We start from the raw sequence: 14,676 nt of genomic DNA, 5'->3' as shown, positions 1-14,676 counted from the left end.
CCTCCATTAACAGCAGCGTACGCCGCCTTTGCCGTCTCCGCCGTAGCGGGCCTGCTGGCGTTCGCGGAAGAATTCTTCATAAGTCATGTAGGGCTGATCCGGATGGTTGGTTTGCATATGCGTGACGTAGTTGTCGTAATCCGGAATGCCAATCAGCATTTTTGCCGCCTGACCGAGATATTTTTTTGCCTGACCTAAGTTACCAAACATTGTAAGTTCCAGATAACGAATAAAGCCGGATGGCGGCTAGCGCCTTATCCGGCCTACGTTGATGCACTTTTCTGTAGGCCGGATACGCGTAGCACTATCCGGCATCAGGGTTAATGATGTGACGAGGTCTTCACGCCGCCTTCCGGTACCGGCACGTACGGGGTCTCTTTGTCGGTACGCACCTTATTGTTGCGCACGTTGAGCCAGGTTTTGATGCCGTAGAAGATGATGCTGTACACCACCACCAGGAACAGGATACTCAGCCCGGCGTTGGTGTAGTTGTTGACCACGATATGATTCATGTTGGCAATCTGCTGCGCGGTCAGCTCGCCGCCGGCGGCAATCTTCTCTTTATACTGCTGAGCCATAAAGAAGAAGCCTTCCATCTGCGGATTGCTGCTGAACAGCTTCAGACCCAGCGCCCAGGTGGTGCACAGCAGCAGCCACGCTGCCGGGATAACGGTGACCCAGATATATTTGGTGCGCTGCATTTTGACCAGCACCACGGTGCCAAGCACCAGCGCCACGGCGGCCAGCATCTGGTTAGAGATACCGAACAGCGGCCACAGGCTCTTCACACCGCCCAGCGGGTCGACCACGCCCTGATACAGCAGGTAGCCCCACAGCCCGACGCAGCCCGCGGTACCGATAATCCCGGCGACCAGCGAGTCGGTTTTTTTCAGGAACGGCACGAAGTTACCCAACAGATCCTGCAGCATAAAGCGGCCTGCGCGGGTACCGGCATCCAGCGCGGTGAGGATAAACAGCGCTTCAAACAGGATACCAAAGTGGTACCAGAAGCCCATATCCGCCATCGGGATGATTTTATGGAACACATGGGCGATACCGACGGCCAGCGTCGGCGCGCCGCCGGCGCGGTTCAGTACCGAAGGTTCGCCGATATCTTTCGCCGTCTGCAGGATCTGCTCAGGGGAGATCACGAAGCCCCAGGAGCTGACGGTCGCCGCCGCATGGACGGTCACTTCTTTCAGCTGCGCGGCGATCATCGCCGCGTTTTCACCGCCCATTTCATGCAGGTTCGGCATGACGATGCCAAGGCCCGCTGGCGGGGTGTTCATCGCGAAGTAGAGACCCGGTTCGATAATCGAGGCGGCGACCAGCGCCATGATGGCGACGAACGACTCCATCAGCATCGCACCGTAGCCGATAAAGCGGGCATCGGTTTCGTTGGCCAGCAGCTTCGGCGTGGTGCCGGAGGCGATCAGCGCGTGGAAGCCGGAGACCGCGCCGCAGGCGATGGTGATAAACAGGAACGGGAACAGCGCGCCTTTCCACAGCGGGCCGGTACCATCAATGTACTGGGTCACCGCCGGCATTTTCAGGTCCGGGTTGAGGATAACGATCCCCAGCGCCAGGCCGACGATCACGCCGATTTTCAGGAAGGTGGCCAGATAGTCACGCGGCGCCAGAATCAGCCATACCGGCAGCAGCGCGGAGATAAACGCGTAGCCAATCAGGGTAAAGGTGATGGTGGTGTCTTTAAAGGTCAGCGCCGGGCCCCAGTATGGGTCGTGGGCAATGATGCCGCCAAACCAGATGGACGCCACCAGCAGCACGATACCGATAACCGAGACTTCACCCACGCGGCCAGGGCGCAGGAAGCGCATGTAGATCCCCATAAACAGGGCAATAGGTACCGTCGAGCAGACGGTAAAGACGCCCCACGGGCTTTCCGCCAGCGCTTTCACCACGATGAGCGCCAGCACCGCGAGGATGATGATCATAATCAGGAAGCAGCCGAACAGCGCGATAGAGCCCGGAACCGGCCCCATTTCCTGCTTGATCATCTCGCCCAGCGAGGCGCCGTTACGCCGTGAGGAGATAAACAGCACCATGAAGTCCTGTACCGCGCCCGCCAGCACCACGCCGGCCAGCAGCCACAGGGTGCCCGGCAGATAGCCCATCTGCGCGGCCAGTACCGGGCCAACCAGCGGGCCGGCGCCGGCAATGGCGGCAAAGTGGTGGCCAAACAGCACGTAGCGGTTGGTTGGCACATAGTTCAGGCCATCGTTATTAATGACCGCCGGCGTCGAGCGCGTTGGGTCAAGCTTCATCACCTTCTGCGCGATGTACAGGCTGTAATAACGGTAGGCGACGAGGTACACAGAAACCGAGGCGACGACGATCCACAGGGCACTGACGTGCTCACCGCGGCGCAACGCGACGACTGAGAGGCAAAATGCCCCGATGATTCCGAGAATCACCCAGGGTATGTGCTTGAATAGTTTTTTGGTATCCATAGTAAAACCTGGCGTTAATTAGATGAATAATTGGCCGAAGCCGTCTGGTTTTAAGTAAGGGTTGATGGAGGTATTGATTAGCTAGGCTGCCTCCGATCTTGCCAGAACAGCGCGCGCGTAAAGTTGGGTAAATCGGTGAGTGGTTGTATGGAAGGTTAAGCGGTCGCTAGCTGAAATAAGCGGTTGGCCATCAAGTGAACAAGAGATAATTATGTGATTGAGATCACGGCATATTTCAGCCCAGTGCGATGGGGGAGCGGCAGAATCTAAAAAGAGGTCGCGCTAATGCTCTCAGTGTGAATCGATATTAATTCATAATCTCATATTCTTATTTCATGATGATTTCATATTGTCTTTGGCAGAACTTAGCGGTGATTCATCCATATCATTAGAATGGAGTAATGATCGCGTTTATAATTTTAAGCAATAATTTTTGAAGTGGCTTGAATAATATGTGTTGATATTGATATGGGTTTGGTTGTATTAAATGCCACGCTTCGCTTTTTATTACTCGACATGGAACGTTGTGACTTAACTATAATGAATAAATGGAATTTCGTTCATAAAGTTTTAATTATCTGTATATTGCCTGCCTGGGCATGGGCTGCGCCTGTGGATACCGTACGTGAGCAGCAGTTCATCAACCAGCAGCAGCGCCAGCAGGCGCTGGAAAACCAGCTCGCGCCGCCGTCACCGGATATTCATTTATCAGCGGAAGAAATAAATACCGATGATGGTTTGTTTCCCGTGGAACAACCTTGCTTTGCTATTTCTCAGGTTATTTTGCAGGGCGCTGAAGCCTTACCGCATTGGCTTCCGCTCCAGCGCCAGACAAATAAAGCAATTGGGCGTTGTCTGGGAGGGAAGGGCATTAATCTACTGATGGCCCAGTTGCAGAATATATTAATCGATCGCGGTTATATCACCAGCCGGATCCTTGCCCCGCAGCAGGACTTAAAAAGCGGTGTTTTGCGCCTGGTGGTGATGCCGGGTTATATCCGTGAAGCCAGGCTTACGGAGGACAGCGATGATTATCTGTGGCTGGCGAGCGCGTTTCCGGCGACTGACGGGAAACTACTGGACCTGCGCGATATTGAACAGGGGCTGGAAAACTTGCAGCGCCTGCCGACGGTACAGGCCAGCATGGAAATTGTTCCGGGCGAAACGCCTGGGCAAAGCGATATTGTTATTAACCGCCGACAGGAACGCTTCTGGCGCGTCGACGCCTCGCTCGATGATTCCGGCTCTAATGCCACCGGCCGCTATCAGGGTAACCTGACGCTATCCCTGGATAACCCGTTAGCCTTAAGCGACCTTTTTTACCTTTCCGGCTCACATAACCTCGATGGCAATGGCGGTAAATCCTCAAAGAACCTGACCGGCCACTATTCGATTCCGCTGGGTTACTGGCAGCTCGGATTAACCGCCAGCCAGTATGATTACATGCAAACCGTGGCGGGGGCCAACGGCGATTACCAGTACAGCGGTAAAAGCAAGAACGTTGATTTCCAGATGAGCCGCGTACTGCACCGGAGCGGTAGTCAGAAGACCACTCTTAGCGCCGATGTGTTAGCCCGCGAGCAGCGCAACTTCATTAACGACACCGAGATTGCCGTTCAGCGGCGGCAGACGGCGGCCTGGAAGCTTGGTCTGCAGCATCGCCATTACCTGGGCAACGCCACTCTCGATGCCGGAGTGAGCTATCAGCGCGGTACCCGCTGGTTTGGCGCTCAGCCCGCGCCGGAAGAGCAATGGGGGGAAGCAACCGCCCTCAGCAAAATCCTGCAATTCAATGCTCAGCTCAATTTGCCTTTTGCCCTGGGCGGGCAAAATTTTCGCTTTACCAGTCGCTATCAGCGGCAGATGAGCAGCACGCCGCTGACTTCGCCGGATATGTTTTCCATCGGCAACCGTTGGACGGTTCGCGGCTTTGACGGCGAGCGCACCCTGACCGCCAGTCACGGCTGGTACATACGTAACGATATCGCCTGGTCGACCCCGTTACCGGGGCAAGAGTTTTATCTGGGGGCGGATTACGGCGAAGTCGGCGGCGCGGGCAGTGAAACGCTGGTGGGCAAACACCTCGCCGGGGGCGTGGCAGGGCTGCGCGGCCAGTACCACCGCGCCAGCTACGACCTGTTCGCCGGTATCCCTTTAGCCCAACCCGATGGCTTTAAAACCGATCCGGCAACTTTTGGTTTCAGCGTTAGCTGGAGCTACTGATTTTCACTCATGCGCCGTTTGGCGGCGCGTGCTGCGCACAGGGATGATTTTCCGCGCCGCGGTGGACAATGGATGACGAGTAACGGCAATGAATAAACGCTTTTATCGAATCGTATTTAATAAGGCTCGCGGGATGCTGATGGTGGTGGCGGAAACGACCCGCTCTCATCGGGCGGGCGTGTCGCCGCAATCCGGCGCCGACGCGCGAACCGGGTCGATGCTGACCTCCACCCTGGCGCCGCTGGCCTTTAGCTTTCTGCTCGCTTTTTCCTGTCTTACCCCGGCTCAGGCGGCGATTGTCGCCGATAACCATGCGCCAGGCGGCCAGCAACCGCAGATCGCCAATAGCGCTAATGGCACGCCGCAGGTCAATATTCAGACACCGAGCGGCGCAGGCGTTTCACGCAACGTTTACAGCCAGTTTGACGTCGATGGGCGCGGCGTGGTGCTGAATAACAGCCGTGCCAACACTTCAACCCAACTGGCCGGGATGGTCGCCGGGAACCCGAATCTGGCGAAAGGGGAAGCCAGAGTGATCCTCAACGAGGTGAATACCCGCGATCCGAGCCGGCTGAATGGCTATATCGAGGTTGCCGGACAAAAAGCGCAGGTGGTTATCGCTAACCCTGCCGGAATTAGCTGCGACGGCTGCGGGTTCATCAATGCCAACCGCGCAACGCTGACGACAGGCCAGGTACAGTACGGTAACGGGCAGATTAGCGGTTATGATGTCAATCGCGGCGAAATTCTCGTACAGGGCGGCGGCCTTGATGCGAGCTCGGTAGACAGTACCGACCTGCTCGCCCGCGCGGTGAAAATCAACGCCGGGGTTTGGGCGCAGGAGCTAAAGGTCACCGCAGGGCGTAATCAGATCGATGCGGCGCACAGCCGAACGACGGCAAAATCAGCCGACGGCAGTGCGCTGCCTGCGGTGGCGATAGACGTCAGCGCGCTGGGCGGGATGTACGCTCATAAAATTCGTCTTGTCGGTACCGAGCGCGGCGTAGGCGTTCACAATGCCGGCAATATCGGCGCGGCGGCGGGGGATGTAGCAATCAGCGCTGATGGCGCGCTCAGCAACAGCGGCGTGATTCAGTCCGCGCAGAATCTGCAACTGTCCGTTAAGGGCGATCTTCACAACCAGGGGCAGCTGTACGCCGGAAAAGATAGCGTGGTGACGGCCAGCGCGACGCTAACCAATGACGGCATGATCGCCGCGCAAGGCGATACGCAGATTGCCGCCAACGCTTTGCGCAGCGCGCAAAACAGCACGCTCGCCGCCGGATTAAATAGCGATGGTTCTACCGCCAGCAGCGGCGCGCTGACGCTGAATAGCCAGAGCTCGCTGGCGCTGAATGGCCGCAATATGGCGGCAGGAACGCTGACGGCGCAGGGCAGGACGGTGGATCTTGATAACAGTCGAACCTCGGGGGCGCGGATCGTGGTCAGCGCCGCGACCGGGGATATCACCACCCGAGATGCGGTGGTGGCGGCCAGCGAAAAACTCCAGTTGGCCGCCAGCGGCAAACTCAACAACCACAGTGGCCTGTTGACGGCCAGCCAGCTTGAGCTGAAAGCAATGGCGCTGGATAACCAACAGGGCGTAATCCAGCAGACGGGCGAGGACGATCTACGCCTTGATTTTCGCGCGGGGTTGGACAACCGCGGTGGTGAGATCGCCAGCAACAGCCATGCTTTGACGCTCAGAACCAGCCAGTTGTTCAATCAAAACGGAACGCTGCTGCATACCGGCAGCGGCGGCATATCTATTACCAGCGAAGGCGCGCTGGACAACGGCGAAGGCACTATTGCCGCTAACGGCAATATCGTTTTGTACTCCGATAACATTAATAATCGCAGCGGTAAAATCAGCACGACGCAGGGCAATGCTCAGCTCACTACGCGGCATGAGCTGGAAAATTCGCAAGGGAATATCGTTGCTGGCGGCAGCCTTTCTCTACAAGTGGCCAGCCTTCGGAACCAGCAGGGGCAAGTGATTGCGGCGCAGGGCGACCTGGCCATGAGCGCTGAAGGAGGGCTGGATAACCGCGAAGGCGTTCTTGCCGCAAATGGCTATATCAAGCTTGACGCCGACAATCTGACCAACCATGGCGGAAAAATCAGCGCGGCGCAGGGCGACATTCAGCTCACTGCGCGCCATGGGGTGGATAACTCGCAGGGGAATATCATCGCCAGCGGCGACATCCAACTACAGGCTGAAAATCTTAATAATCGTCACGGGCAGATAGGCACGGCGCAGCGGGGCAGCGTCAACCTGACGACGAGCGGTTTACTGGATAACCAGCAGGGCACAATCACCGCCTTTGATGCCCTGGGTATTCAGAGCGCCACCGTTGATAACCGGCAGGGAGAACTGCAGTCCGGCGGTAATCTCAACATCACCATTCACAACCGGGGGCTGGATAACCGACAGGGGCAGATCGTCTCCGCCACCGCTCTGGAAATAGCAGGCGTCAACCTGGCGTTGGCTAATACGGGCGGAACGTTACTTGCCGCGAGCAAACTTAGCCTCGATGCCGATTCCCTCAGCGGCGATGGCGAGGTGCTCTCTCAGGGCGATATGTCGCTCACGTTGCGTCAGGCATTTCATAACGCCGGGAGGGTCATCGCCAACGGCAACCTGCAGTGGAATCTCTCCGGCCTGGGGCTGATTAACCAGGGGGTTATCAGCGCCGGCCAGGCGCTCAATCTCTATGCGGCAAAGCTGGATAACCGTCAGGAAGGTGAAATCAGCGCTGGCGAGAACCATTTGACGGTCAGCGGCGAGTTGGTCAATCGGGGGCTGATTGACGGTGGTTTAACCCATATTGTCGCCACGACGTTAACCAATATCGGCAGCGGGCGCCTGTACGGCGACGCCGTCGCGCTGCAGGCGGCAACGCTGACTAACGCCGCAGAGAACGGCGTGGCGGCGACGATTGCCGCACGGGCATCGCTGGCAATGGGCGTCGGCACGCTCAATAACCAGGATCACGCGCTGATCTACAGCGACGGTACGCTCGCCATTGGCGGCCAGCTTGCCGAAGACGGTTCGCTCAGCGGCCGGGCGGGAGTGTTTAATAACCACAGCGCAACGCTTGAGTCCGCCGGTGATATGGCGCTCGATATCCAACAAATCAATAACTACAACGACCATCTGGTGACGAAAGATGTGATGGTCGAGCAGTCATGGCGCCATGAAGCGGCGCTGAAAGGATCGGTACAGCGCTTCGACTGGTCGCTGGTCGATACCAGCTATAAAAACAAATACGGCGTTCACGACGCCATCATGCCGGACGGTAGCCGCGGCGATGAGTTCTATGAATACCAGTACCAGCGTACCGTTGTGGAAACGCAGGTGGTGGAAAGCGATCCTGGCAAAATCCTCTCCGGCGGCCGGCTCATCATCAACAGCGATAAGCTGAATAACTACGATAGCCAGATTATCGCCGGAGGAGCGCTCGGTGGCGTGATTGGCGAACTAAACAACGTCGCCACGACCGGCAAACGGGTGACCACCGACGTCGGCACCCAGACCCGTTGGTATGAGAAAAAGACCAGCCGCCCGTTTGGCGGCACTAAAACCAGCCAGGGGAAAAAAAGCAGCGAATATGAACCGACGCCGACGGTTCAGACCATCGATTTGCAAACCATGAAGTGGCAGGGCAATACCCAAATTGATGGCCATAGCGGTGTGATTAATCCGCGCGATCGCGCCGATGAAACAGGCGAAATACCCGCCGGACGACTGGTGGAAGTGACGCCGGTTAACGCTGACGGAACGGTTATTCGCGTCATCACGCCGGATACCCGGCTTCCTGTCAGCAGTCTGTATCAGATCGACCCGCAGGCTAAAGCAGGCTATCTGGTGGAAACCGATCCGCGTTTTACCAACGGTAAAGCGTGGCTCGCCAGCGACTACATGCAAAATCAGCTGGGCGTTGATCAGGCGATGAAGCGGCTTGGCGACGGCTATTACGAACAGCGGCTGGTGCGTGAGCAGATCGTTAAGCTGAGCGGCGGGCGCTACCTGCAGGGCTACAGTAACGATGAAGAGCAGTACCGGGCGCTGATGGACGCGGGCGTCGCCTTCGCCAAACAGTACAACCTGACGGTCGGGGTGGCGCTGACGCCAGCGCAGATGGCGCTGTTGACCAGCGATATGGTCTGGCTGGTCGCCAGAGAGGTCACGCTAACGGATGGCTCCGTGCAGCAGGTGCTGGTGCCGCAGGTTTACGCGCGGATTAAAGCGGGCGATCTCGATGGCAGCGGCGCGTTGCTCGGCGGTGAAAACGTGGCGTTCAGCGTGAGCCGTGATGTGACCAACAGCGGGCACATCCAAAGCCGCGGCGTGACGCAGCTAACCGCGGAAAACATTCATAACAGCGGCTATATCGGCGGCAACCAGCTCACGCTAAACGCGCGTACTGATATCAACAATATTGGCGGAACGCTGCAGGGCGGCGATAGCCTGATCGCGCAAGCCGGGCGTGATATCAACAGCGCCAGCACCCTCGGCGGCGGCCCGGGTAACATCAGCCTCGATCGGCCCGCGGGGATTTATGTCCAGAATGAAAACGGCCAGTTGGGGCTGCTGGCGTTACATAACATTAATCTGACGGCAAGCATGGTGAGTAACAGCGCGGCGGGCAGCCAGACGCAGATTATCGCCGGCAACGATCTCAACCTGCAGACGCTCGCCACCACCCATAGCGAAAGCGGAAACTGGGGGAAAGGCAACGATCGTTCCTTGACCCAGCGTAGCGATATCGGCACGCAAATTAACGGCGGCGCGGTGGCGCTGTCCGCCGGCCACGATATGAATGCCCGCGCCGCCAGCGTGACGGCGACCAGCAGCCTGACGGTTGCCGCCGGCAATGATATTAACCTCAGCAGCGGCGAGTCCTCATGGCACCTGACGGAAAACAGTCATCAAAGCAGCAGCGGCCTGCTGGCTCGCCGTTCGCTCACCACTCACGATGAAGTGTGGGCGCAGAACGCCATCGGCAGCAATTTTAGCGGTGACAGTATTGTGATGCAGGCCGGGCGCGACCTGCTGGTGTCCGGCAGCAGTGTTGCCGGCACCCAGGACGTCAACCTTGCGGCGGGGCGTAACCTGACCATCACCACCGCCGAGGAGCGTCGCCAGGAAAACCATCTACGTAAAGAGAAACATAGCGGCTTTTCCGGCACCGGCGGTGTCGGCTTCAGCGTCGGCAGTTCGTCGCTGAAAGCCACCGATGTAACGACGGCGCTGAGTAGCGCCGCCAGTACCGTCGGAAGCTCACAGGGCAACCTGAGCCTGAGCGCCGGTAATGTATTGACGGTTCAGGGATCTGACCTGGTGGCCGGCAACAATATGGCGTTGACCGGTAAAACCGTGAATATTCTGGCAGCGGAAAACCAGAGCACCCAGACCCATACCGTGGAGCAGAAAACCAGCGGCCTGACGCTGGCGTTATCCGGGATGGTGGGCAGCGCCATTAACACCGCGGTTTCCAGCGCCAACCAGGCCAGCACCGAGAGCAATGGCCGTCTCGCCGCGCTGAGCGGGCTGCAGTCGGCATTATCGGGCGTACAGGCGTATCAGGCATCGCAGATGCAGACTGCGGATTCCAGTCCGGAGAGCATGATAGGGGTCAACCTCTCCTGGGGTAGCCAGTCCTCGAAATCCACTCAGCGACAAACGCAGAACACCAGCCGCGGCAGCAGCCTGATGGCCGGCAACAATCTCAGCATTATCGCCACGGAGACGGATATCAACGTTGAGGGCAGCCAGCTGCAGGCCGGCGGCAGCGCGTTGCTCAATGCCGCGCGCGATGTGAATTTATTCTCTGCGGAGAACGCCAGCACCCTGAGCGGTAAAAACGAGAGCCATGGGAGTTCGTTTGGCGTCGGTATTAACTTCGGTCAGGGCGCGAACGGGCTGACGGTCAGCGCCAGCGCCAACGCCGGGAAGGGCCACGAGAAGGGCAACAGCCTGACGCATAACGAAACGACCCTCAGCGCCGGTGAGCGGGTGACTATCGTCAGCGGTCGCGATACGACGCTGACCGGCGCGCAGGTGAGTGGCCATCAGGTGACAATGGACGTCGGGCGTAACCTGACGCTGACCAGCGAGCAGGACAGCGATAACTACGATTCGAAGCAGCGTAGCGGCAGTGCGGGGGCGAGCGGCAGCATGGGCGGCGGTTCGGGTTCTCTTAACCTGAGCCAGAGCAAAATGCACAGCACCTGGGCGTCGGTGGAGGCGCAGACGGGGATTTTTGCCGGCGAGGGCGGTTTTGATGTGAAGGTGGGCGGGCATACGCAGCTGAACGGCAGCGTGCTGGCGAGCACGGCGGCGGCGGAGCTGAACCGGCTGGATACCGGGACGCTGGGTTTCCGGGATATTAAAAACTATGCCGAGTACAGCGTGGAGCAGCAGAGCGAGGGAGTGAGCACGAGCGGTAGCGTGGCGGGGCAGTTCCTCGGGAATGCGGCCAGTGGACTGCTGATGGGGGCGAACGGCAGCGGCAGCGACAGTTCGCTGACGCGGGCGGCGGTGAGCGAGGGCAGTATCGTTATCCGCGACAGCGCGAATCAGCAGCAGGACGTGACGGGGTTAAGCCGGGATGCGGCGCATGCGAACCAGACGCTGAGCCCGATATTTGATAAGGAGAAAGAGCAGAACCGGCTGGCGACGGCGCAGAAGACAGGTGAAATCGGGCGCCAGGTGAGTGATGTGCTGGTGACGCAGGGCAAGCTGAACGCGCAGGCGGCGCAGAGCGACCCGGCGGCGCGGGCAGCGGCGCGGGCGAAGCTGGTAGCGGGAGGGAATGGCAGTCCGAGCGAGGAGCAAATCAACGCGCAGGTGAGCCGAACGGCGACGGCGGACTACGATACGGGCGGAAAGTACCAGAAGGTGGCGCAGGCGGTAACGGCGGCGATGCAGGGTCTGGCGGGGGGCGACCTGGCGCAGGCGGCGAGTGGCGCAGTGAGCCCGTATGTGGCGGAAATCATTCACAGCCAGACGACGGACAGCGCGACGGGCAAGGTGAATGTGGAAGCCAATGCGATGGCGCACGCGGTGTGGGGAGCGATAGCGGCGGCATCGGGAAATAACAGCGCGCTGGCGGGAGCGGCAGGCGCAGTGAGTGGCGAGCTGCTGGGGCGCTGGATAGCGGCGGAATATTATCCGGGTGTTAAGACAGAAGAGCTGTCGGATGAGCAGAAGTCGACGATAAGCGCGCTGAGTACGCTGGCGGCGGGACTGATGGGGGGGCTTAGCGGAGGCAGCAGCGCGGATGCGGTGACGGGTGCACAGGCCGGGAAGAATGCGGTGGAGAATAACTTACTGAGCGGCAGTGAAGATGCGCAGGCGGCATGGTTGCGCCAGCACGGCATCGATATGGCGAGTTGTTCCGATAACCCAGGCGGGTCGGCATGTCAGAAAGCGATAAATGAGCGTAATGCGGTAGGACTTGCGCTGGCATCGGGTAGTGTGGCCCTGTTACCAGGTGGTGCTCAGGCAATGTGGGGACTGGGAGCAAGTGCAAATGCCGGTATCAGTTATCTGGCAGATGGCACGATAGATCCGGCAAATGCGACTATTGCTGGCTGGGTAAACGTGCTCAGTATGGGGAATGGTCTGGCAGGTACGGTAGGCTGGAATGCCGCAGGTGGTGCGCTGGGCAACTGGATAGATGACAAAGATCCACTGTCTGGTGCGCTTATCAATGGTGCCGGTTCGGGTATTGGCTATGGCATTGGTAAAGGACTCTCATGGGGTGTTAATGCCGGGGCAAACTGGTGGAAAGGAGGCTGGGATCCGAAGTTTAACGCTGAATTGAGGCAGTTTACTGAAATTAAGGGGGATTTTGGTATTTCGAAGGAAATGACTCCGAGCCGCGTTCCTGGGGCTTTTGGTGATTTTGGTGGTTCATTCTTCTCGGAAATAACAGGTAAAGGTATAGAGAAGCGCGCGGATTCTATGGGGGAGAGAAAAAATGATTAATGTTCTCTTTTTTATCTTCTCTGTGGTGGCGGGGATTCTCATGGCCGAACTGGCTTATGTGTCCTTACTTATTGTTGATTATGTCATACAGGGTAGCTTCAGTTTTTCTTCCTCTGAAGCTCTGCATAATCTGAAAGTAGGTTTTGGTGGTGGCTGCATTATTGGTGCAGGGATCGTTTTATGTCGTCTTTTTAAGATTAAAGGATTTTAGTGGAGAATAATGCGCTGAGTCTGCAACCGTTTCTGGTCTTTCCAATTATGCTACGAGTGATAAAAATGGGGAGGAAGAGAAATGATGAAAGTACCAACATGGCAATTAGTATTGTTATTTTTTTATTCCTGTACAGCTGTTCCCGCCACTATGTTCATGCTGAGTCTGGTATTTCAGTGGATCCTTGTACCTGGATTTGATGTTGATTTCTTTGGCTATGAACAAGTGTATGTTGCTCTCAAAATGGCAGTTATAGGTTTTTTTGTCGGGATATGTCTATGGCTTTCCTATTACTTGTCTTATAGAAAGCGAATGTTAAATAAGTAAGCTGTTGTTGAGAATAACCTGATGGGTGGGAACGAATGGGGCCAGGGTGAGAAAGCCAGAGAGCATGGCGCAGATGTTCTCTCATGCGCAGATAACCCGTCTGGTGAAGCCTGCCAGCGAGGAATTGCTGAGAATAAAGCTTATGCAGGTGCGTTGGCTTCAGCGGGGCTAATCTATCTGCCGGGAGGAATGCAGATTACTGGCGCGATAGGCGGAACGGCAAATGCAGGTATTCAGTATGCGATTAATGGAACGGTTAATCCAACTGATGTATTAATCGCGACTTATGTTGGAGCATTTACTGCAAATACGGGAGTCTGGGGAACTGTGGGCTGGAATGCGGCAGGTGGTGCAACATCCAGCTATCTGAACGGTGATGATCCATTTAAAGGTGGCGTAATAAGTGGTGCCGCTTCGGGTATCGGTTATGGAATAGGTAAAGTTGCCAAAATTTCATTAGATAAATGGGTTAATCCTGCATGGAAAAATTACGAGTGGGTTAATTTGGGGATGGGAATAAGTAAGCGATTACCTTTGGATCCTCGTCCTGCCGTGATAGGGAATATTATTGCTTCTGGTTCAACTGAGAGCATTGGCCAAGGCAGTTCTAAAGCGGCCAGAACTCTAAGAGAAGGGGATAAATGATGCGTAGCCTCCTCAATTTGATTGCTACAATATTTCTTGTTATAGCGGTGACTACCATTGGGATTTTTATTGTTCGTAGTCTATTCAGTATTATTGAAATGAGAGATGTTAATATCCCACTCTTTGATATATTGAAGGTTAGCGTTAAGGCAGGTACAGCAGGAGGATTAGTTGGGGGGGTAGGAATATATTTTATCCATTATTTTTCTAAAAAAATCTGGACTAATAGTACCAGTTTAAACGTTCTCGGTTCTCGTGCTGGGAGCGTTTTATCAGTTCTTATAAAGAATAAATTTTTCGGAGCGAGTGCAGGGACAAATCTCTGAGTAATTGGCTATTGGATGGGTAAATATCTTATCAAAACCCCGTAAAATAAAGCTCTCAATCCTATATGGAAGAACTATGAGTGGATTGATATGGGGATGGGGGTAAGTAAACCAATGCAGTTGAGCTCATTACCCGGTATATCTGGTAACAGTGGTGCAGCGTTAGCTACTGAGATGGGAAGTCAGGGCGGCTCTAAACTCATTGATATATTGAACGAGGATTAATGTGAATATATACAATGAATTAAAAGTTTTTTCCATGATCGTAGGCCTCCACACATTGGTTATCTCTTTGTGTGCACTAGTTTTACAGTTTGTATTTATAGCCTATGTTTTTTTCTTGACAGGGACATGGGATGTTAATTTTATGCGAGCGCTATTATTTATTAAAGCTGGTGCCTTCGGTGGGTTTATTGCAGGTTTTGGTGTTTGGTTAATGTATTACTTTATTCCCAAGTTTAGGTAATACAGATCACT

The 14,676-nt window shown here is 56.1% G+C and carries 8 protein-coding genes; 6 read left to right on the top strand and 2 right to left on the bottom strand.

Features of this window, described 5'->3' with window-relative positions:
• Positions 1 to 6: 6 nt before the first annotated feature.
• Entirely contained in the window at positions 7 to 210 is a 204-nt protein-coding gene (locus tag DTA24_RS24620) for a YbdD/YjiX family protein (protein WP_002887451.1), read from the bottom strand.
• A gap of 110 nt (positions 211 to 320) precedes the next feature.
• A complete protein-coding gene (locus DTA24_RS24615) occupies positions 321 to 2,471 on the bottom strand; it encodes a carbon starvation CstA family protein (RefSeq protein ID WP_008807580.1) in 2,151 nt (716 codons plus the stop codon).
• 540 nt (positions 2,472 to 3,011) lie between these two features.
• Here DTA24_RS24615 and DTA24_RS24610 point away from each other — a divergent pair.
• The 6 genes from DTA24_RS24610 to DTA24_RS24585 all read left to right on the top strand — a co-directional run bounded on the left by DTA24_RS24610 (position 3,012) and on the right by DTA24_RS24585 (position 14,199).
• Positions 3,012 to 4,694 carry a ShlB/FhaC/HecB family hemolysin secretion/activation protein gene (locus DTA24_RS24610; RefSeq protein WP_064160788.1) on the top strand — a complete coding sequence of 561 codons (1,683 nt, stop codon included), beginning with the start codon at positions 3,012 to 3,014 and terminating at the stop codon, positions 4,692 to 4,694.
• Positions 4,695 to 4,827: 133 nt separating this feature from the next.
• Positions 4,828 to 12,690, top strand: a complete 7,863-nt coding sequence (locus DTA24_RS24605; RefSeq protein ID WP_413773790.1) for a hemagglutinin repeat-containing protein — start codon at positions 4,828 to 4,830, stop codon at positions 12,688 to 12,690.
• Complete coding sequence (locus tag DTA24_RS24600) at positions 12,683 to 12,901, top strand: hypothetical protein (protein WP_012969007.1); 219 nt, start codon at positions 12,683 to 12,685, stop codon at positions 12,899 to 12,901. The genes DTA24_RS24605 and DTA24_RS24600 overlap by 8 nt, the downstream gene beginning before the upstream one ends.
• Before the next feature lie 81 nt (positions 12,902 to 12,982).
• The gene (locus DTA24_RS24595; protein ID WP_012969006.1) at positions 12,983 to 13,228 is read left to right on the top strand and encodes a hypothetical protein; all 246 of its coding nucleotides are present in this window, start codon (positions 12,983 to 12,985) and stop codon (positions 13,226 to 13,228) included.
• Positions 13,229 to 13,249: 21 nt separating this feature from the next.
• Positions 13,250 to 13,873, top strand: coding sequence for a hypothetical protein (locus DTA24_RS24590; RefSeq protein ID WP_072001809.1), 624 nt, complete (start codon positions 13,250 to 13,252; stop codon positions 13,871 to 13,873).
• Positions 13,870 to 14,199: a hypothetical protein gene (locus tag DTA24_RS24585; RefSeq protein ID WP_049017800.1), complete on the top strand. Its 330-nt coding sequence runs from the start codon at positions 13,870 to 13,872 to the stop codon at positions 14,197 to 14,199. The genes DTA24_RS24590 and DTA24_RS24585 overlap by 4 nt, the downstream gene beginning before the upstream one ends.
• Positions 14,200 to 14,676 lie beyond the last annotated feature (477 nt).

It is taken from the genome of Klebsiella sp. P1CD1 (assembly GCF_003790505.1).
Taxonomy (GTDB): domain Bacteria; phylum Pseudomonadota; class Gammaproteobacteria; order Enterobacterales; family Enterobacteriaceae; genus Klebsiella; species Klebsiella variicola.
This window is presented reverse-complemented; position numbering and strand designations above follow the sequence as displayed.